The sequence below is a fragment of the Serratia sp. TSA_7 genome (assembly GCF_052692135.1).
The window spans coordinates 184,450-204,315 of the sequence record NZ_JBQZFU010000004.1 but is presented as its reverse complement, the minus strand read 5'-3'; the positions used below and the strand labels follow the sequence as shown (position 1 = coordinate 204,315).

Here is a 19,866-nt window from a genome sequence, read left to right as displayed (position 1 = left end):
GATGTTAACGATGAACAAATTTAAATTGAACGCGCTTGCTGCCCTGACGGCGACCGTTGGATTGTTTGGCGGCGTGGGGAACGCAATGGCCGATCAACAGCTGGTGGATCAACTGAGCCAGTTAAAACTGAATTTAAAGATGGTGGACAACCGCGCGGCCGACAACGGCCTGGACTGTGGCAAGCTGGGTGCCGACTGGGCGGCCTGCAATAAAGTCGTGATCAGCCTGACCAACGATAATCAGGACATTAAAGGCCAAGACTGGGCGATTTATTTTCACAGTGCCCGCCAGACCATGAGAGTGGATAACGACCAGTTTAGGGTCTCTCATTTGACCGGTGATCTGTACAAACTGGAGCCGACCGATAAATTTACCGGCTTTCCGGCCGGTAAAACGGTGGAAATTCCGATTATTGCGGAATACTGGCAGCTGTTTAAAACCGACTTCGTGCCGCGCTGGTACGCGACCTCCGGCGATGCCAAGCCAAAAGTTCTGGTTAATACCGATACCGAAGATCTGAATCAGTTCGTTGCGCCTTTTACTGGCGACCAGTGGAAGCGCACCAAGGATGACAACAATATCCTGATGACGCCGGCCTCCCGTTTCACTAAAAACGCCGAACTGAAAACCTTACCGGCAGCGTCGCTGCGTGGCCAAATCGTACCGACGCCGCTGGAAGTGAAAGTGCACCCGCAGGATGTGGATCTGAGCAAAGGCGTGGCGCTTGAACTGAGCGCATTGAGCAAGCCTGCTGCCGAGGCGGCGGCTGAACGCTTTGCGCTGCTGGGGGTGACCAACAATGCGGGCGGTTATCCAATCAAAACCGATATCCAGCCGGGTAAATTTAAAGGTGAGCTGGCGGTGCCGGGCGCTTATGAGCTGAAGATTGGCAACAAGGAAGCGCGGGTCATCGGCTTCGATCAGGCCGGGGTGTTCTATGGCCTGCAGTCTATTTTGTCGCTTGTCCCGACAGACGGCAGCGCCAATATTGCCACGCTGGACGCTAAAGATGCGCCACGCTTCCAGTATCGCGGCATTTTCCTCGACGTAGCGCGCAACTTCCACCAGAAGGATGCGGTGCTGCGTTTGCTCGATCAGATGGCGGCTTACAAACTCAATAAATTCCACTTCCACCTGAGCGATGACGAAGGCTGGCGCATTGAGATCCCGGGCCTGCCGGAGTTGATCGAAGTAGGGGGACAACGTTGTCACGACCTGAGCGAAACCACCTGCCTGCTGCCGCAATACGGCCAGGGGCCCGACGTGTATGGCGGGTTCTTCTCGCGTCAGGATTACATCGACATTATCAAATACGCCCAGGCGCGCCAGATTGAGGTGATCCCGGAAATCGATATGCCGGCGCATGCCCGTGCGGCGGTGGTTTCGATGGAGGCGCGCTACAAAAAGCTGCATGCCGCCGGGAAAGAGAAAGAGGCCGACGAGTTCCGTTTGGTGGACCCGACCGATACCTCAAATACCACCTCGGTACAGTATTTTAACCGTCAGAGCTACCTGAATCCGTGCCTGGATTCATCCAAGCGCTTTGTCGACAAGGTAATCGGCGAGATTGCCCAGATGCACAAAGAGGCCGGGCAGCCGCTGCGCACCTGGCACTTTGGCGGCGATGAGGCGAAAAACATTCGCTTGGGCGCGGGCTATACCAATCTGACCAAGCCGGAGGCGGGCAAAGGCATTATCGATCAGAGCAAGGAAGACAAACCTTGGGCGAGATCTCAGGTGTGCCAAGCGATGATTAAAGAAGGCAACGTGGCCGATATGGAGCACCTGCCAAGCTACTTCGGGCTGGAAGTCAGCCAACAGGTGAAGGCGCACGGCATTGACAGAATGCAGGCCTGGCAGGATGGCCTTAAAGATGCGAAAGACGCCAAGGCATTCGCTACCCAACGCGTTGGGGTGAACTTCTGGGATACCCTGTATTGGGGCGGTTTCGATAGCGCGAACGATTGGGCGAACAAAGGTTACGAAGTTATCCTTTCCAACCCGGATTACGTCTACATGGACTTCCCGTATGAGGTGAACCCGGACGAACGCGGCTACTACTGGGGGACTCGCTTCAGCGACGAACGGAAAATGTTCAGCTTCGCGCCGAACAACCTGCCGCAGAACGCCGAAACCTCGGTTGACCGCGACGGCAATCACTTTACCGCCAAGAGCGACAAGCCGTGGCCGGGCGCTTACGGCATCTCCGCGCAGATGTGGAGTGAAACCCAACGCACCGATCCGCAAATGGAATACATGATTTTCCCTCGCTCACTGTCGGTGGCCGAACGCGCATGGCACCGCGCCGGTTGGGAACAGGATTACCGGGCGGGACGTGAGTATAAAGGCGGGGAAACCCATTTTGTCGACGGCAAGCAATTGGATCGGGACTGGCTGCGTTTTGCCAATATCCTGGGGCAGCGCGAGTTGGCGAAACTGGACAAGGGCGGGGTGAGCTATCGCTTGCCGGTTCCGGGCGCCCGCGTGGTGGGCGGCAAGCTGGAAGCCAATATCTCGCTGCCGGGCCTGGGCATTGAGTATTCCATCGATGGCGGCAAACATTGGCAGCGTTATGACGGCAAAGCCAAACCTGCGGTAGCCGGCGACGTGCAGATTCGGGCGGTAAGCCCGGATGGCAAGCGTTATAGCCGTGCAGAGAAAGTGTAAACCTTAACCGTGGCCCGTCTGATTGCAGGCGGGCCATTTTTTTCAACGGTAACGTTCGGCGGTAATCAATCATGAATTCGATACGGCTGACGTTTCTGATCGTCGCTTTTTGCTCCGGTATTGCCGGCGCACTGCAAATACCGACGCTGAGCCTGTTTCTTACTACTGAAGTGCAGGTCACGTCGTTATGGGTCGGGCTTTTTTACGCGGTTAACGCCGGCACGGGCATCGTGGTCAGTTTCTTGCTGGCAAAAAAATCAGATCGCCGGCGTGATCGGCGCAATCTGATTTTAATCTGTTATTTATTGGCTGCGGGCAACTGCCTGCTGTTTGCGTTTAACCGCAATTATTTGACGTTAATTACGGCAGGCGTGTTGTTAACCGCTATCGCCAATACGGCGATACCGCAATTATTTGCCCTGGCGCGTGAATATGGAGAGAAAACGTCGCATAACGTGGCGATGTTCAGCGCAATGATGCGCGCCCAGCTTTCGCTTGCCTGGGTCTTTGGTCCGCCATTGGCTTTTATGCTGGTGATGAATTACGGCTTCACGGCCATGTTTATTTTTGCCGCCGGCCTATTCTTGTTGGTCACGCTGCTGGCCTGGTGGATATTGCCCGGGGTGGTGCGAGCCGAAGAGGGCAACGTTGATATTGATCCGCCGTTGCGGCAAAAAGGGGCCTTCGATAAAGACGTTGGCCTGCTGTTTTGCGCCTCGGTATTGATGTGGACCTGCAGCGCCATGTATTTGATCGACGTGCCGCTGTATATCACCGCCGGGCTGGGCTTGCCGCATAGCCTGACCGGTTTGATCATGGGGCTTGCCGCCGCAGTCGAGATCCCGATCATGATTCTGGCCGGACGTTATGTGAACACAATAGGCAAACGCCCGATGATGGCGGGGGCCATGGTGGCCGGCATTGTGTTTTACGCCGGCATGTTGTGGTTTACCTCGGCCGGCGGATTGCTAGCTTTACAGGTGTTTAACGCGATATTTATCGGCATTATCGCCACCGTCGGCATGCTGTATTTTCAAGATCTGATGCCGGATCGGGCGGGAATGGCCACCACGTTGTTTACCAACAGTATTTCAACCGGCGTGATCCTGGCCGGAATATTACAAGGTTTTCTGACCGAATATGGGCCGCACTTCTCCGTTTATTTGTTAGCCGTAGTACTGCTTTTAATTGCTTTGCCCGTGGGGGGGAAAGTCCGGGAAGTTTAGTAGTTTCTGAGTGAGTCGTTTATTTTTAAACACAAACAAGGATACATGATGGCTATATTAGTGACGGGCGGTGCCGGTTATATCGGTTCGCATACGGTATTGGCATTGCTGGAAAGGGGAGAGGAGGTTGTCGTGTTGGACAATTTGTCCAACAGTTCGCCGGAGTCGCTGTTTCGGGTAGAGAGGCTGACCGGTAAAAAAGTGATTTTCTATCAAGGGGATATTCAAGAGCATCATTTACTGGATCACCTCTTTCGCCAGCATGATATTCAGGCGGTCATTCATCTCGCCGGGTTGAAATCGGTTCGAGAATCTACAGAGGAACCGCTGAAATATTATCAAAATAACATTTCCGGCTCGCTGATCGTGTTGGACAGAATGCGCCATGCCGGTGTTCGGAAATTTATTTTCAGCTCTTCCGCCACCGTTTACGGGCCGGCGGAATATACCCCGCTCACGGAGAGTTGCCGCGTCGGGCAGACGACGAATCCTTATGGCACCTCCAAGTTTATTGTGGAACAGATTTTGGCGGAGTTTGCCAGAACCGCACCGCAGATGGCGATCACTGCGCTACGTTATTTTAACCCGGCCGGGGCGCACGAGTCTGGTTTGATCGGTGAAGATCCCGCAGGCATTCCCAATAATCTTCTGGCTTATCTGGCACAGGTGGCTATTGGCAAACTTGCGGTGTTGCCGGTGTATGGCAACGACTATCCCACCAGCGATGGCACCGGGGTACGTGATTATATTCACGTGATGGATCTGGCCGAAGGGCATTTGAAAGCGCTGGATAATCTGCGACCGGGTTTTAACGTGTATAACCTGGGCACCGGCAAAGGCTATTCGGTGCTGGAGATTATCCAGGCATTTGAACGCGCCTGCGGATTTAAAATCGCCTATCAAATTAACCCGCGCCGTGCAGGAGATATTGCCGAGTGTTGGTCTGATCCGACGCTGGCGGCGGAAAAATTAGGCTGGAAAGCCAAAAGAAGCCTGGAAAAAATGGTTCGCGACGCCTGGCATTGGCAGAGCAAGAATCCACAGGGATACGGCCATTGCACACCGCTGGTGGGAGGCTGACGATGAAGCTTGATGACGAGCATTTGGGATTGATGCAGCATGAGCTGTTTCGTGCCGACTATGAGGCCTGGATCAATAACCTGAAGTTAGTGTTCGTGAAATCTCAGCGCCAGCGTTCCCCGGCGTTGCTGGAACAGTACCGGCGTGGGGTCAGCCAGCTGCGGGCGTGGCTGGTTGAGCAAGGGCGTTTATTCGATGCCGCGCAGTGCTCCTCGTTGTTCTGCGTTCCTACTCGTCCGCTGGCCGCGCAGGAAAAATTGCTGCACCGCATTTGGTTGGGCGGTGCGATTCCCGACGATGCCAGAGAGGTTATTTCCCAATGGGGAGATGCGCAGCAGGCTGTTCGCAACACAACCGCCGACGAATGGGTCGGGATGTTGTGGGTATGGGATGCGCGGCAACTCAAAAATGAGGCGTACTTTTCCCCAGCTTCGGAAGTGAAAGGCGGTCTGTTGGGGGAGTTCGATGCCGGCAACCACCGGTTGCAGGTGCATTCGCTGAGCGAACTGGCGCAAAAAAGGGTCGGCGGCAACCTGGATTTTATCCACGCGCTCCATGATAAGCGCTATTACGCCACGCTTTCTGACTACTTTCGCTTTTTGATCCTGATTGAAATGGGCGGAATGTATATGGATATCGACACTCTACCGCACCGTTCGGCGACGTTTTTCCTGCTGAAACCCGAAGTGCCTGATTACTTTCAGTTTCTGCCCAATAGCGAGGTCAGCCACGTCAGCGGGTTGAATTTGTTTCTGGATGAAACCGGGATGATCATTGGCCGCAGCGGCGATAGGTCGCTGTGCAAAATATTGGCGGGTCTGGATCAGATCTATGCGGCGCAAAGCGGTGGCGTGCCGGATAAAAGCCCCCTTTATGAAAGAAGGCTGTTCGACGCGTTTTATCTGTTGTGGTGCCGCCACATCGGCAGGACTGTCCTTAGCCACGATAGTTTTTGCAAGGATCATGGGGTTCATTATGACGCTGTTCCGCAGGCGGTGACCTGTGGTATCCGCGGCATGCGCCTGTTGGAGGATGTGCTCACCAATGAGACGTTGCCGCTCGGGGAGGAGGAACTGCGCAGCTATCGACAGTGTATAAGCCGGCTGGAGCAGGTGGATTGGCAGCTTGAGCAACCGACGGATCTGGCGCGCCACGCGGAAATATTTACCGTCGATGAAGTGCCGCGCATGGCCTATCCGGCGCAGATAAGGTCCGATATCGATCACTACCATTACTATTCGGTGCTGTCCCATGACCGCGCGCTGGATCGGGTGAACCAGCTTTTTGGCGAGTATTTGATAGCCGATAACCGGCGGCAGATCGACGAGGGCAATTACTGGCGGTTAACCGTCGGAGCGGGCGATGCGGCATTGCCGCTAGCGCAGGGCGGGCTGCATTTTCTGCCGGGGCGGCAAGCTGGCGAAGCGGACAGGATCCGCATGGCGAAGCTGCTTTTTGCCACCAGCTACCTGGAATACTGCTCTGCCGGCAACCCGGCCGGGATGGATCTGGTATCGCTGCAGCAGGCGCAAAATATCGACCCCTATCTGGACCTGATTACCCTGGCTTACGATCGGTGCGGGGCGTTTATCGGATTTTTCACGGCGGCGAGTCTCGACGAGTTGTATGGCGTTGAGGCGAGCTATCTATATCGCGATGAAATAAAGCCGCTTGATGAGGCCTACGACGATTTTGTGCACAGCCAGTGCGGTGCGGACGATTACTTTGTCTGCAGCCTGGCCATCGAGAGCCGATTCCGCGGACAGGGCTATTTTACCCCCCTGTTTGCCCTGATTAAGCAGCAGGCGCAGCAGCGCCGGGCGAAACATATCGTGCTGTGCGTATGGCAAAGCAGCGATGCCTGCCAAATCTACCTGAACAAAGGGTTTCGCGTTCGTGGCGTTTTCGACTATGCCTGGCCGATTTTCTTCGATCGGCTGCTGTCTCTTGAATATGCATTGTGACGAGTTTGCCCATCCGCGTGTCGGCGGGTGAGTTGACGGTGACGTGAGCGTCAGTGGGAAGTGAGAGAAGTACCGTGGAGAAGTGCCGCTGCAATTGTTGTCTTTCTGATGTGATTTTCCCCGGGCCTGTCCGGGGATTTTTTTGCCCTCATCTGGAGGCATAAAAAAACCGCCGTTAAGGCGGTTCTCAATGCCGGTTTAGGGCATTATTTTTTGTCGTGCAAGGTGTCGTCTTCACGGCAATCACCGATTTCACAGTGACCATACAGGTAGAGGCTATGGTTGGTGAGCTTGATGCCGTGCTGCTTGGCGATATCACGCTGACGCACTTCGATAGACTCATCGCTGAATTCGATCACTTTGCCACAGTCCAGGCAAATCAGGTGATCGTGGTGATGCTGTTGGGTCAATTCGAACACGGATTTGCCGCCTTCGAAGTTGTGACGGGTCACAATCCCGGCATCATCAAACTGGTTCAGTACGCGGTAAACCGTCGCCAGGCCAATTTCTTCGCCCATGTCGATCAGTTTTTTGTACAAATCTTCCGCACTGACGTGATGGCATTCCGGATTTTGCAGTACTTCCAGGATTTTGAGTCGCGGAAGCGTGACTTTTAGGCCGGCCTTCTTCAATGCGGTGTTGTTGTCAGTCATGCGGATTCAGTCCTGTTACTATGCTAATCAAGTTGAGGCATTCTTGCCTGTGGCATCGGTCGGCACAAAGAGTTAATTGCGTGTCATTATAGAACCGGTTGCCCTAAATGGAAACCGCCGGTTGTTAACAAAGATATCATGGCACAATTGCATGTTACACACGCAACGTCTTGATGGATGGGATAAACCGATATCTCAGTCTACCTTGACGATGTGGGAAGTTACAAACATGTAGCTTCTATTGCAGAAATCCGTGCTGCCGATGAACGGCCCTGCTGGCAACACTATGCACTTTGCAGGGCTTTTGTTCAACCTTTGAGGGTTAGCCGACGATATCGGCTAGGCTCAGTTCTTCGCTGATCTGCTTCACCCAGGCTGCGACGCGTTCGTTGGTCAATTCCGGTTGACGATCTTCGTCAATCGCCAGGCCGATGAAGAAATTGTCATCCGCCAACCCTTTCGATGCTTCGAAGTGGTAACCCTTGGTCGGCCAGTGGCCTACAATCGCGGCGCCGCGTGGCTCGATGATGTCGCGGATGGTGCCCATCGCATCACAGAAATATTCCGCATAGTCTTCCTGATCGCCACAGCCGAACAGCGCAACCAGCTTGCCGTTGAAATCGATTTCTTCCAGCGTCGGGAAGAAGTCATCCCAATCGCACTGGGCTTCGCCGTAGTACCAGGTAGGAATACCCAACAGCAGAATGTCGAAAGCTTCCAGATCCTCTTTGCTGCTTTTGGCGATGTCGCGGATTTCCGACACCTCTTTGCCAAACTGCTGCTGAAGAATTTTCTGGATCATCTTGGCAATGTTTTCGGTATTGCCAGTGTCGCTGCCAAAGAAAATGCCTACATTAGCCATATCGCGTATAACCTTTAAATTCAATTAATTGCATTGCACGATGTTAGCGTTGAACGCGATAACACCGATTAAAATGATGACATGGCAAGAATCTGCCTCTTACCGGTAAGTGCGTATCATGCCAGAGATTTACCCCGGGGTTTTATCGCGTTTATGCGATGCCGGGAGGAATAAAACGGTGTTGATCGGTGTCATCCATAACACCGCGCCGCATGTGCGGCTGCAAAGATCAATGTTCCGGCTGTTCATCCGCCAGTTGTGCCAGCAGCATTTGCTCAATAAGCTCGCTGCGGCTGATATTGCGCTGTTCCGCCAGTTTGTTCAGGGCGTCCACCGCATCCGCGTTGATTTTCAGTTCCACACGCCGTAAGCCACGGACTTTATCGCGTCGAAGCTGATTACGCTTATTGATTCTAAGCTGTTCATCTCGGGATAGCGGGTTGGTTTTCGGGCGCCCCGGACGGCGTTCATCTGCGAACAGATCCAGCGTCGTGCGATCCGTTTGTTCTTTTGCCATAGGTAGCGGTACTGCAAGGGAGTTTGCATCAAAAAGCGTATACGCTTCCGGACGGTTCGGTTAACACACTTCGGGCCAATAAACCCTAACCCAAATTTACCCCCAGCCTGGCGTTACTGAACACGCTGAGCAGGGCGGCAAAATTATAGCGCGCCATATTACCCCAGCAGATAGAGCAACGACAATGTTTAACTGAGCCGAAAACGCGCTAAGCCGTTATCTTTAGCGCGTTTTTTCGCCAGAGGGCGGTTTTTATTCAGGCTTCGTCGAGAAAACGGTGGATGGCGCGCAGTACCGCCTCCGGTTTTTCCGCGTGAACCCAGTGGCCTGTGCCGGCAACCACGTGCGCTCGCGCCTGCGGGAACTGACGCGCGATATCTTGACGGTAGCTGTCCTGCACATAGGGCGACAGGCCGCCGCGGATAAACAACGTCGGGTGCGGCCATGCGGGGACGTCTTGCCAGCCGGTGACGTTTTCGTATTGGTCGATCAGTACCGGCAGGTTAAAGCGCCACTCGCCCTGATGAAAGGACTTCAGCAGGAACTGGATCACGCCTTCTTCCTGCAGGTAGCTGCGCATCAACTCCGCGGCCTGCTGGCGTTGGGTGATGCCGGCCGCACTCACCGCTTTTAAGGCGGCGAAAATCTCGTCGTGGCGACGAGTGCGGTAATCCACCGGCGCCACGTCGATAACAATGAGCTTTTCAACCCGTTCGGGGGCGATCGCCGTCAGCGCCATTGCCGCTTTGCCGCCCATAGAGTGGCCGATCACAATCGCCTTCTCCACCTGCAACTCATCGAGCAGCGCCAGCAGGTCCTGCGCCATTTCCGGATAGGTCATTACCGCAGAACGCGGCGAAAGGCCGTGGTTACGCAGATCGACTTTAATCACGCTGTGCTGTTGATTCAGATCGCGCGCCAGCACGCCCAGGTTGTCCAGATTGCCGAACAGCCCGTGGATCAGCACGACCGGCAGGGCGGCGGAGTCGGTGGCCAGCAGTTGATAATGTAATTTCATGGCGAAGTTCATACTGAGAGAGATTCAGATTAGGGTATCATGATTAAAACACACGACGAATATACCCGTCGCCTTTCAAGCTTCAGCCTTGTTGGCGGAAACTTGAAATCCATAGGGTATAATAACTCGGATTTTTCTTGTTTCGGGCTTGGCAGCGCCGGCTATAGGTATTAGTCTGCTTTTTCCGCCCGCAGGCACATAGTTGTGTTCGCCCTTGCGCTTTTAACCTTATAATCCCATGGCTTGAATGCAGGATCTGGCTTCAGGTTCTAAGTAGAAAAAAACAGTACTGGATAAAGATGAAAACTATTGAAGTCGACGAAGAGCTTTACCGTTATATTGCCAGCCACACGCAACATATTGGTGAGAGCGCGTCCGATATTTTGCGCCGTATGTTGAAGTTTACCGCAGGCCAGCCATTGCGCGCCGTGCCTGCCGCCAGTGCTCAGAGCGCCGAGCAGGAAAAAGTCGTCGCCGCGCAGCGTCCTCGCGATCGTGTGCGCGCGGTACGCGAGCTGCTGCTGTCGGACGAATATGCCGAGCAGAGCAGAGCCGTGAATCGTTTCATGCTGGTTCTTTCGACCCTGTATACCCTCGATGCGGCGGGCTTTGCCGCAGCTACCGATGCATTGCATGGTCGTACCCGCACCTATTTTGCCGGCGATCAACAAACCCTGCTGGCGAACGGAACGCATACCAAGCCAAAGCACGTTCCGGGTACGCCTTACTGGGTGATCACCAATACCAACACCGGTCGTAAACGCAGCATGGTTGAACACATCATGCAGGCTATGCAGTTCCCTGCGGAACTGACAGATAAAGTTTGCGGCACTATCTAATTTAGCGAACAGCCCGTCATGGTGGCCGTGAGCGACATATTGCCCGGTTGCCGGACAGAGAATAGGGAGATATGTCGATGGCGAATAACTCACGTGCCGGGCAGCCGGCTCAGCAAAGCGATTTGATCAACGTAGCCCAGCTGACGTCGCAGTACTATGTACTGCAGCCGGAAGCGGGCAACGCCGCACACGCGGTGAAGTTCGGTACTTCAGGGCATCGCGGCAGCGCCCTGCGCCACAGCTTCAATGAAGCCCATATCCTCGCTATCGCCCAGGCGATTGCCGAAGTGCGTCGTCAGCAAGGGGTTACCGGCCCCTGTTACGTCGGTAAAGACACCCATGCGCTGTCGGAGCCGGCTTTCATTTCTGTGCTGGAAGTCCTGACCGCCAACGGCGTAGATGTGATCGTGCAGGAAAATAACGGCTTTACGCCAACCCCTGCGGTATCTCATGCCATTTTGTGCCACAACCGCAACGGCGGGGCGCAGGCCGACGGCATCGTCATTACCCCTTCGCACAACCCGCCTGAAGACGGCGGCATCAAGTATAACCCGACCAACGGCGGCCCGGCCGACACCAACCTGACCTCGGTGATTGAAAAACGCGCCAACGAGCTGCTGGCGCAACAGCTGAAAGGCGTTCAGCGCCAGTCGCTGGACAAAGCCTGGAACAGCGGTCATCTGCACGCGCAGGATTTGGTACAACCTTATGTGGAAGGGTTGGTGGACGTGGTTGACATGCCCGCCATTCAGCGTGCCGGCCTGAAATTGGGGGTTGATCCGCTGGGCGGCTCCGGCATTGCCTACTGGCAGCGCATTGCCGAGCACTACAAGCTGGATCTGACGCTGGTCAACGACTCTATCGATCAGACCTTCCGCTTTATGCACCTGGACCACGACGGCATTATCCGCATGGACTGCTCGTCGGAATCTGCAATGGCCGGCCTGCTGGCGTTGCGCGACAAGTTCGATCTGGCGTTCGCCAATGACCCGGACTACGATCGCCACGGCATCGTCACGCCTAAAGGCCTGATGAACCCGAACCACTATCTGGCCGTTGCCATCAACTACCTGTTCCAGCATCGCCCGCAGTGGGGCGCAGATGTAGCCGTGGGTAAAACGCTGGTTTCCAGCGCGATGATTGACCGCGTAGTGGCCGATCTGGGCCGCAAACTGGTGGAAGTGCCGGTCGGTTTCAAATGGTTTGTCGACGGTCTGTTCGACGGCAGCTTCGGTTTTGGCGGCGAAGAGAGCGCCGGGGCTTCGTTCCTGCGTTTCAATGGCACCCCGTGGTCGACCGACAAAGACGGCATCATCATGTGCCTGCTGGCGGCGGAAATCACCGCAGTGACTGGCGAAAATCCGCAGAATCATTACGAGGATCTGGCCAAGCGTTTCGGCGCACCGAGCTATAACCGCATTCAGGCACCGGCTACCCATGCGCAAAAAGCCGCATTGGCCAAGCTGTCGCCGGAAATGGTCAAGGCCAACACGTTAGCGGGTGACCCGATCACCGCTCGTCTGACGGCGGCTCCGGGCAACGGCGCCTCCATCGGCGGCCTGAAAGTGATGACCGACAACGGCTGGTTTGCCGCACGTCCTTCAGGTACCGAAGAAGCCTACAAAATCTATTGCGAAAGCTTCCTGGGTGCCGAGCACCGCGAAAAGATCGAGCATGAAGCGGTAGAGATCGTCAGCGAAGTGCTGGCTTCCGCCAAATAATCTCTTTTCTGCCTGATGAAAAGCGCTGTTTTTACAGCGCTTTTTTTATGCCTGCAATTTAGATATATCTATTTACAAAGACCCGTTGCACATTTCGATATATCGATCTAGATTAGCTATATCGAAGTGAATTAGATATATCTAAATCACCTCGTCAACTGACTATTCATTGAGAGGTAAAACCCTATGTTCCATCGATTAGGTTTACACCGCCGTCATGGTTGCCACCATGACGGCGAAGAAGGGCACGAACATCGTCGTCGCGGCGGGCGCCACCATTTTGGCGGCGAGCACGGCGAAGAACACGGACGTGGTGGGCGCGGCGGCCGTGGTGGGCGTCACCGCATGTTTGAACATGGCGATTTGCGGTTGGTGTTGCTGGCGCTGGTGGCGCGCAAGCCGAGCCACGGCTATGAGCTGATCAAGGCGATCGACGAGGCTTCCTCCGGTTTGTACGTGCCAAGTCCAGGCGTTATTTATCCGACCCTGACGCTGTTGGAAGAGCAGGATTTCCTCGAGCCGATAACCACCGGTAACGGCCGCAAAAGCTACCAAATCACCGCGTTGGGCCAGAGCGAACTGCAAAAACACCAGGCCGCCGTCGATCTGATCCTTGCCCGTTTGGCCGGGGCCGGCCGCAGTCATCATCATCACGGCAACCTGGCGGAAGGTATCTCAGAAGCCATGAACCGCCTGCGCAGTTTGCTGCGCGGCAACGTAATGCGCGCCGATCTCTCGCCGCAGCAGGTTGAACGTATCAATCAGGCGTTGCTCACTGCAGTAACGGCGATCGAAAGTGAAATGAACATTAACACGACAACGCAGGAGAACGACTGATGCCAGGCCACCGTTTCCGTATCACCGTTGAAGCCCTTAACGATCGCAAAGGCGATCCGGTCGATAAAGCGCCGTTGAGCTTTGAAGTGGAAAATCACGACGATATTCTCGGCATCGTCGAGCGAATCAAATCGCGTGAAGATCTGAATTTTGGCGAAGATAAAAGTGCGGCCTTCGCCGTCGGCCTGAAGCTGTTTTCGGAGGTGATGATCGAGAACCGCAAGCATCCGGTGTTCGCACCGCTGCGCGAGGCGTTCAAGGAGTTCATGATGGGGTTGAAGAAGGGCCCACAACAGTAGGGGAGCCGCATGCGGCTCCCGTCAACCTCAAGGCATAAACCGGTACCCGACGCCGGTCTCGGTCAGCAGGTGTTTCGGCCGGGCCGGGTCGGCTTCCAGCTTTTGCCGCAGGTGCCCCATATAAATGCGCAGATAGTGGCTGTGTTCGACGTAGTTCGGCCCCCAGACGTGGCTCAGCAACTGACGTTGGGTGATCACTTTGCCGGAGTTGGCCAGCAATTCGGCCAGCAGGCGAAACTCTATTGGCGTCAGGTGCAGATCTTCGCCATTGCGCAGCACCCGGCGGTTGATCAGATCGACGGTGATTTCGGAAAAACTGACCAGCGGGCTTTCTTGTTGGCTGCCGGAGTGGCGGCGCAAGGCAACCCGCACCCGCGCCAGCAATTCGCCGATGCCAAAGGGCTTGCTGAGATAGTCGTCCGCCCCGGCGTCCAGTGCGGCGATTTTGTCCTCTTCGGCATTGCGCGCCGAGAGAACGATCACCGGAATGGCGCTCCACTGCCGCAGATCGCGGATATAGCTCAACCCGTCGCCGTCCGGCAACCCTAAATCGAGAATAATCAGATCCGGTTTACGCGTGCCGGCTTCAATCAGCCCACGCTGTAGCGTCTCGCTTTCAAACACCCGCAGACCTTCGCTTTCCAATGCGATGCGCACGAAACGCCGGATCTCTTTTTCATCTTCGACAATCAGAATGTTGGTTGGCGTGCTGCTCACAGTGCTCCCAGAGGGTGATTACAGATCAAAGGATTCGCCGTCAATTTCGGGCGGTTTCTCCAGCGGAAGAACAAAACGGAAACTGGCGCCGCCGTTTGCGCCGTTTTCCGCCCAGATGCGGCCGCCGTGCACTTCAATAATGGCACGGCAAATCGCTAACCCCAACCCCACGCCGGGGATTGCCGACTCTTTATTGCCGCGAGCGAATTTATCGAAAATCAGCTGTTTTTTCCCTTCGGGAATGCCGGGGCCATTGTCCCAGACTTCGACTTCCAGCCACTCCGGCAGAGTATGGGCGCGAATGCCGATAATAGCATCGATGCCGGCGTATTTATTGGCGTTTTCCAACAGGTTAGTGAAGACGCGTTCCAGCAGGCTGCCGTCGCAATTGACCAGCACCAGCTCAGGCGGCAGCTCGACCTTGATCTGGTGTTGGGTCAGCAGCGGCTCCAGCATGTGCAGCGATGCACCGACGATCTCCTCCAGCGATTGCCACTCTTTCCGCAGGTTAAAGCCGCCGGACTGAATGCGCGCCATATCCAGCAGGTTATTCACCAGCCGGGTGGTGCTCAGCACCTGCTGGCGGATCTGGCTGGCCTGCGGCGCGTGACTGGAGCCTTCGGCCGCCAGATCGAGCGTCAAAATCTCCGCCTGGCCGAACAGTACCGTCAGCGGGGTGCGCAAATCGTGGGACAGCGCCGCCAACAGAGAGTTGCGCAGCTGTTCACGCTCGGCGTCCAGCTTGGCCTCCTCGGCGCTGCGCGCCAGGTGCAGCCGCTCCAGCGCGCTGGCGATCAGCACCGCAAAGGTCTGCAGCAGCCGCTGCTGCTCCGGCACCATCAACTGGCGCAGGTTGCCGGGTTCGATAGCCAACAGGCCGAAGGTCTGCTTCGAGGCGGTTAACGGCAGCAGTTGATAAGGCACACCGGGCAGGGTGTCGGTGCCGGCGCCGGCCGGCATCCCCTTGTCAAAGCTCCAGCGGGCAATGGCTTCATCCACCGACAACAAGCCTCCGGACTCGCCGACCATCTGTTGCAGCTTGCCGTCCTCTTGTGGCAGCAGCAGCACGGTTTTGGCCTGGAAGCTGCTGGAGAGGAAATGGCGGCTGGTTTTGGCGATATCTTCGGGGGTCAGCGCCTGGCTCAGACCGCGTGAAATCTCATACAGGTGGCGGGCTCGCTGTTCGCGGTAGCGGGCGACGCGAGCCTGATAGCGCACCCCGGCGGTCAGGTTGCCGATGGTAATGCCGACGATCAACATAACGCCGAAGGTCAGCAGATACTGCATATCGCTGACGGCAAACGACCATTGGGGTTGAACGAAAAACAGGTCAAAGCTGGCGACGTTGATCACCGCGGCCAGCACAGACGGCCAGCGGCCGAAGAACAACGCGACGATCGCCACGCCGAGCAGATACACCATCACCAGGTTAGCCTGGTCAAAGCCCGGCAGCAGCCACTGGGAGAGCAGGGTAATCAGGGCGCACAAGGCTACGGCGACGGCGCAGCCGCGCAATTGCATGCGCCACTTCTCGGTGAAATTACGGTTGTCATGCTCTTTACCGGGCTGTGCGAAGCTGTCGTTCTCCAGCGCGACGATCACCAAATCGAGATCCGGCCCCAGGCGGCCAAGACGATCGGCAAAGCTGCCGCGCAGTTTCCAACGCTGCTCGCCACGCCGGCCGATAATGATTTTGCCCAGGTTATGCTCGCGGGCGTAGCGCAGCACCGCACGTTCTTCGGAAGGATCGGACAGGGTGGCGGTTTCGGCACCCAGTTCCTGTGCCAGCCGCAATGCCCGCAGGATCGCCCGGCGTTGGTTTTCCGGCAGCCGGTGCAGCTTCGGCGTTTCCACATACACCGCATGCCAGTGGCAGCCCAGACGCGCCGCCAGCCGGGCGGCGATGCGCACCAGCTTTTCGTTGCCGCTGTTGTGGCCGACGCATAGCAAAATGCTGTCGCGGGTGTGCCACACTTTTTCTCGCCCCTGGGTATCGCGAAAGGCGCGCATTTGGTCATCGACCCGATCGGCGGTGCGGCGTAGCGCCAGCTCGCGCAGGGCGATCAGGTTGCCCTTGCGGAAGAAGTGCTCGATGGCGCGTTCGGCCTGGCCGGGGATATACACCTTGCCTTCATTTAGCCGCTGGCGCAGATCGTCCGGCGGCAGATCGACCAGCACCACTTCGGTCGCTTCGTCGAATACGTGATCGGGCACGGTCTCGCGTACCCGCACCCCGGTTACGCCGCCGACCACGTCGTTCAGGCTCTCCAGATGCTGCACGTTCACGGTGGTGAGCACGTCGATACCGGCGTCCAGCAACTCTTCTACATCCTGCCAGCGTTTCGGGTGACGCGAACCCTGGGCGTTGCTGTGCGCCAGTTCGTCCATCAGCACCAGCGCAGGATGGCGCGCCAGCGCGGCATCGAGATCAAACTCCTGCACCAGCCTGCCGCGATACTGGATACGCTTTTTCGCCAGCATGTCCAGCCCGGTCAGCAGCGCGGCGGTTTCGCTGCGCCCGTGGGTTTCGACTACGCCAACCAGCACGTCCAGCCCCTGGCCGCGCAGGCGCTGCGCTTCTTGCAGCATGGCGTAAGTTTTACCCACCCCGGCACAGGCGCCGAAGAACACCTTCAGCCGGCCGCGCGGTTTTTCATTGGCTACCGCGAGCAGGCTGTCGGGATCGGGGCGCTGCTGTTCTTCTTCGACCATTACAATTCCTTGCGTAACAAAGCAAAAATGGGTTCGGCAAGCCGAACCCTCTCACTATGCTGAATGCGGCGTATTACCGCAATGCGTCGAGCGCCAGGTTCAGTTTCAGCACGTTAACCACCGATTCGCCCATAAAGTTGGGGGTTGCCTGATCGGTGCTTTCGTCAATCAGCTTGGCGATCTGCTCCTGCGGCAGCTGGCGCGCTGCGGCAACCCTGGCCAGTTGATATTGTGCCGCAGCGATGGAAATCTGTGGATCCAGCCCGCTGCCGGAGGCGGTCAGCAGATCGACCGGGATCGGGCCTTTCGCCGCCGGATTGGCCTGACGCAACTGCGCCGCACGTTCGGCGATGGCTTTATCCAGCGCCGGGTTGGTGGCGGCCAGATTGCTGCCGGCGGACGCCATGGCATTATAGGCTGAATCACCGGTGGCTGAAGGGCGACCCCAGAAATACTCCGGTTTGGTAAAGTTTTGGCCGATCAGTGCCGACCCCACCACCTTGTCGCCCTGATACAACAGCGAGCCGTTGGCCGCGCCGGAAAACAGCAACTGCGACAGCCCGGTGGTCAACAGCGGGTAGGCAATGCCGGTAATCAACGTCAGCAGAATCAGCATCACCAGCGAAGGACGTAAATATGACATGTTCATTTCCTCTTAATTCTTAACCGGCGATATGCAAGGCGACCAGGACCAGATCGATCAGCTTGATGCCGACAAAGGGCACCAGTAAGCCACCCACACCGTACATCCACAGGTTGCGGCGCAGCAGCGCTGCGGCGCTCATTGGCTTATAGCTCACCCCTTTCAGCGCCAGCGGGATCAGGAACACGATCACCAGAGCGTTGAAAATGACCGCCGACATAATGGCGGAAGCGGGGGAGTGCAGGTGCATCACATTCAGCGCGTTCAACTGCGGGTAGGTTGCCGCGAACGCCGCCGGGATAATGGCGAAATACTTCGCCACGTCGTTGGCGATACTGAAGGTGGTCAGCGAACCGCGCGTCATCAGCATCTGTTTACCGATATGCACCACTTCAATCAGTTTGGTCGGGTTGGAGTCCAGATCGACCATGTTGCCCGCCTCTTTGGCGGCCTGGGTGCCCGAGTTCATCGCCACCGCCACGTCGGCCTGCGCCAGCGCCGGGGCATCGTTGGTGCCGTCGCCGGTCATCGCCACCAGCCGGCCTTCCGCCTGGTACTGGCGGATCAGCGCCAGTTTGGCTTCCGGCGTGGCTTCCGACAGGAAGTCATCCACGCCGGCTTCGGCGGCGATCGCCGCAGCGGTCAAGGGGTTATCGCCGGTGATCATCACCGTTTTGATGCCCATTTTACGCAGCTCGGCGAAGCGCTCTTTAATGCCGCCCTTGACGATATCCTTCAGTGCCACCACGCCCAGCACCCGCGGCCCTTCGGCCACCACCAGCGGCGTACCGCCGGTACGCGCTACGCTAGCCACCAGTTCGTCCACCGCCTGCGGGAAGTGGCCCTGATTGGATTCCACATGGCGGCGAATGGCATCCACCGCCCCTTTACGGATCATGCGGTCCTGCACGTTGACGCCGCTCATGCGCGTCTGGGCGGAGAAGGGCACGAAAGTGGCGTTCAGTGCCTGAAGGTCGCGCTCGCGCAGGTTAAAGCGCTGTTTGGCCAGCACCACAATGCTGCGGCCTTCCGGCGTTTCATCGGCCAGTGAAGACAACTGCGCCGCATCGGCCAGATCCTGTTCCTTCACGCCAGGTGCAGGCAGAAACTCGGAGGCCTGACGGTTGCCCAGCGTGATGGTGCCGGTTTTGTCCAGCAGCAGCACGTCAACGTCGCCGGCCGCTTCCACCGCACGGCCGCTGGTGGCGATCACGTTTGCGCCCAGCATCCGGCTCATCCCCGCCACGCCGATGGCAGACAGCAGGCCACCGATAGTCGTTGGGATCAGACAGACCAGCAGCGCTACCAGCACGGTGATGCTGACGACTGACCCGCCTTTGGCGGCATCTACGCTGTATTGCGAGAACGGAAACAGCGTAGCGGTCGCCAGCACGAACACGATGGTCAGCGCCACCAGCAGAATGGTCAGTGCCACCTCGTTCGGGGTTTTACGCCGCTTGGCGCCTTCCACCATCGCGATCATCCGATCGAGGAAGGTTTCACCCGGGTTGACGCTGCACTGCACCACCAGCCAGTCGGACAGCACGCGGGTGCCGCCGGTCACCGACGAGAAGTCGCCGCCGGATTCGCGGATCACCGGTGCAGACTCACCGGTAATGGCGCTTTCATCTACCGAAGCGCCGCCTTCCAGCACCTCACCGTCACAAGGGATGGTATCGCCGGCTTCTACCAGCACCACGTCACCCTTGCGCAGGCTTTCGGCGGACACTTTCTCGGTGGCGCCGTCACGGCGCGGTGCGGCCAATTTCTTCGCCCAACTGGTTTTCTTGGTGCCCCTCAGGCTTTCTGCCTGCGCTTTGCTGCGCCCCTCGGCCAAGGCTTCGGCAAAGTTGGCGAACAGCACGGTGAACCACAGCCACAGGGCGATACTGCCGGTAAAGGCGGCGCTGCCGTCGGTCTGTTTGGCCAGGATCGCCAGCCAGATGACGGTAGTCAAAATGCTGCCGATATACACCACGAACATCACCGGGTTACGCCATTGGGTGCGCGGATCCAATTTTTTCACCGCATCGATCAGCGCGGTACGGACCAATGCCGGTTCAAACAGTGCGCGTTGTTTGCGAGTCATTTCTTTATTCTCTCTCTATGA

The 19,866-nt window shown here is 56.9% G+C and carries 16 protein-coding genes; 8 read left to right on the top strand and 8 right to left on the bottom strand.

Features of this window, described 5'->3' with window-relative positions; all coding sequences use genetic code 11:
- Positions 1-10: 10 nt before the first annotated feature.
- The 4 genes from ACUTQW_RS16010 (at position 11) to ACUTQW_RS15995 (ending at position 6,938) form a co-directional block, all read left to right on the top strand.
- A complete protein-coding gene (locus ACUTQW_RS16010; protein ID WP_006324092.1) occupies positions 11-2,668 on the top strand; it encodes a beta-N-acetylhexosaminidase in 2,658 nt (885 codons plus the stop codon).
- A 71-nt stretch (positions 2,669-2,739) separates the two neighbouring features.
- Positions 2,740-3,894, top strand: a complete 1,155-nt coding sequence (locus tag ACUTQW_RS16005; RefSeq protein ID WP_020438633.1) for an MFS transporter — start codon at positions 2,740-2,742, stop codon at positions 3,892-3,894.
- Positions 3,895-3,942: 48 nt separating this feature from the next.
- Positions 3,943-4,974, top strand: coding sequence for a UDP-glucose 4-epimerase GalE (galE, locus tag ACUTQW_RS16000; RefSeq protein WP_004949685.1), 1,032 nt, complete (start codon positions 3,943-3,945; stop codon positions 4,972-4,974).
- A 2-nt stretch (positions 4,975-4,976) separates the two neighbouring features.
- Positions 4,977-6,938 carry a glycosyltransferase gene (locus tag ACUTQW_RS15995; protein ID WP_445654890.1) on the top strand — a complete coding sequence of 654 codons (1,962 nt, stop codon included), beginning with the start codon at positions 4,977-4,979 and terminating at the stop codon, positions 6,936-6,938.
- Positions 6,939-7,144: 206 nt separating this feature from the next.
- Here the strand turns inward: ACUTQW_RS15995 and fur are convergent, their stop codons facing one another.
- The 4 genes from fur to ybfF all read right to left on the bottom strand — a co-directional run bounded on the left by fur (position 7,145) and on the right by ybfF (position 10,000).
- Complete coding sequence (gene fur / locus ACUTQW_RS15990; protein WP_004949689.1) at positions 7,145-7,591, bottom strand: ferric iron uptake transcriptional regulator; 447 nt, start codon at positions 7,589-7,591, stop codon at positions 7,145-7,147.
- A gap of 322 nt (positions 7,592-7,913) precedes the next feature.
- Positions 7,914-8,453 carry a flavodoxin FldA gene (gene fldA, locus ACUTQW_RS15985; RefSeq protein ID WP_004949690.1) on the bottom strand — a complete coding sequence of 180 codons (540 nt, stop codon included), beginning with the start codon at positions 8,451-8,453 and terminating at the stop codon, positions 7,914-7,916.
- Positions 8,454-8,682: 229 nt separating this feature from the next.
- On the bottom strand, positions 8,683-8,970 hold the full coding sequence (gene ybfE, locus ACUTQW_RS15980; protein WP_004949692.1) for a LexA regulated protein: 288 nt from the start codon (positions 8,968-8,970) through the stop codon (positions 8,683-8,685).
- Positions 8,971-9,226: 256 nt separating this feature from the next.
- Positions 9,227-10,000: an esterase gene (ybfF, locus tag ACUTQW_RS15975; protein WP_445654889.1), complete on the bottom strand. Its 774-nt coding sequence runs from the start codon at positions 9,998-10,000 to the stop codon at positions 9,227-9,229.
- Between the two features lie 287 nt (positions 10,001-10,287).
- Between ybfF and seqA the strand changes: the two genes are divergently transcribed.
- The 4 genes from seqA (at position 10,288) to ACUTQW_RS15955 (ending at position 13,684) form a co-directional block, all read left to right on the top strand.
- Entirely contained in the window at positions 10,288-10,827 is a 540-nt protein-coding gene (gene seqA, locus ACUTQW_RS15970) for a replication initiation negative regulator SeqA (protein ID WP_013811904.1), read from the top strand.
- A 77-nt stretch (positions 10,828-10,904) separates the two neighbouring features.
- On the top strand, positions 10,905-12,548 hold the full coding sequence (pgm, locus tag ACUTQW_RS15965; RefSeq protein ID WP_020438635.1) for a phosphoglucomutase (alpha-D-glucose-1,6-bisphosphate-dependent): 1,644 nt from the start codon (positions 10,905-10,907) through the stop codon (positions 12,546-12,548).
- 186 nt (positions 12,549-12,734) lie between these two features.
- Positions 12,735-13,385 carry a PadR family transcriptional regulator gene (locus tag ACUTQW_RS15960; protein WP_004949702.1) on the top strand — a complete coding sequence of 217 codons (651 nt, stop codon included), beginning with the start codon at positions 12,735-12,737 and terminating at the stop codon, positions 13,383-13,385.
- On the top strand, positions 13,385-13,684 hold the full coding sequence (locus ACUTQW_RS15955; protein ID WP_004949705.1) for a DUF3861 domain-containing protein: 300 nt from the start codon (positions 13,385-13,387) through the stop codon (positions 13,682-13,684). Before ACUTQW_RS15960 ends, ACUTQW_RS15955 begins: the two co-directional genes overlap by 1 nt.
- 27 nt (positions 13,685-13,711) lie before the next feature.
- Here the strand turns inward: ACUTQW_RS15955 and kdpE are convergent, their stop codons facing one another.
- From kdpE to kdpB, 4 genes are all read right to left on the bottom strand, one after another.
- Positions 13,712-14,401 (bottom strand): two-component system response regulator KdpE, encoded by a 690-nt coding sequence (gene kdpE / locus ACUTQW_RS15950; protein WP_004949708.1) that lies wholly within the window; start codon positions 14,399-14,401, stop codon positions 13,712-13,714.
- Between the two features lie 18 nt (positions 14,402-14,419).
- Entirely contained in the window at positions 14,420-17,113 is a 2,694-nt protein-coding gene (gene kdpD, locus ACUTQW_RS15945; RefSeq protein ID WP_122289278.1) for a two-component system sensor histidine kinase KdpD, read from the bottom strand.
- Between the two features lie 73 nt (positions 17,114-17,186).
- A complete protein-coding gene (gene kdpC, locus ACUTQW_RS15940; RefSeq protein ID WP_006324099.1) occupies positions 17,187-17,756 on the bottom strand; it encodes a potassium-transporting ATPase subunit KdpC in 570 nt (189 codons plus the stop codon).
- A 19-nt stretch (positions 17,757-17,775) separates the two neighbouring features.
- Positions 17,776-19,845, bottom strand: coding sequence for a potassium-transporting ATPase subunit KdpB (kdpB, locus tag ACUTQW_RS15935; protein ID WP_006324100.1), 2,070 nt, complete (start codon positions 19,843-19,845; stop codon positions 17,776-17,778).
- Between the last annotated feature and the right edge of the window lie 21 nt (positions 19,846-19,866).

Coding starts and splice junctions, on each gene's coding strand:
- ACUTQW_RS16005 (WP_020438633.1), top strand. CDS start 2,740: ATGAATTCGATACGGCTGACGTTTCTGATCGTCGCTTTTTGCTCCGGT.
- fur (WP_004949689.1), bottom strand. CDS start 7,591: ATGACTGACAACAACACCGCATTGAAGAAGGCCGGCCTAAAAGTCACG.
- kdpC (WP_006324099.1), bottom strand. CDS start 17,756: ATGTCATATTTACGTCCTTCGCTGGTGATGCTGATTCTGCTGACGTTG.
- kdpB (WP_006324100.1), bottom strand. CDS start 19,845: ATGACTCGCAAACAACGCGCACTGTTTGAACCGGCATTGGTCCGTACC.
- ybfE (WP_004949692.1), bottom strand. CDS start 8,970: ATGGCAAAAGAACAAACGGATCGCACGACGCTGGATCTGTTCGCAGAT.
- ACUTQW_RS15955 (WP_004949705.1), top strand. CDS start 13,385: ATGCCAGGCCACCGTTTCCGTATCACCGTTGAAGCCCTTAACGATCGC.
- fldA (WP_004949690.1), bottom strand. CDS start 8,453: ATGGCTAATGTAGGCATTTTCTTTGGCAGCGACACTGGCAATACCGAA.
- ACUTQW_RS15995 (WP_445654890.1), top strand. CDS start 4,977: ATGAAGCTTGATGACGAGCATTTGGGATTGATGCAGCATGAGCTGTTT.
- ybfF (WP_445654889.1), bottom strand. CDS start 10,000: ATGAACTTCGCCATGAAATTACATTATCAACTGCTGGCCACCGACTCC.
- ACUTQW_RS16010 (WP_006324092.1), top strand. CDS start 11: ATGAACAAATTTAAATTGAACGCGCTTGCTGCCCTGACGGCGACCGTT.
- pgm (WP_020438635.1), top strand. CDS start 10,905: ATGGCGAATAACTCACGTGCCGGGCAGCCGGCTCAGCAAAGCGATTTG.
- galE (WP_004949685.1), top strand. CDS start 3,943: ATGGCTATATTAGTGACGGGCGGTGCCGGTTATATCGGTTCGCATACG.
- ACUTQW_RS15960 (WP_004949702.1), top strand. CDS start 12,735: ATGTTCCATCGATTAGGTTTACACCGCCGTCATGGTTGCCACCATGAC.
- kdpD (WP_122289278.1), bottom strand. CDS start 17,113: ATGGTCGAAGAAGAACAGCAGCGCCCCGATCCCGACAGCCTGCTCGCG.
- seqA (WP_013811904.1), top strand. CDS start 10,288: ATGAAAACTATTGAAGTCGACGAAGAGCTTTACCGTTATATTGCCAGC.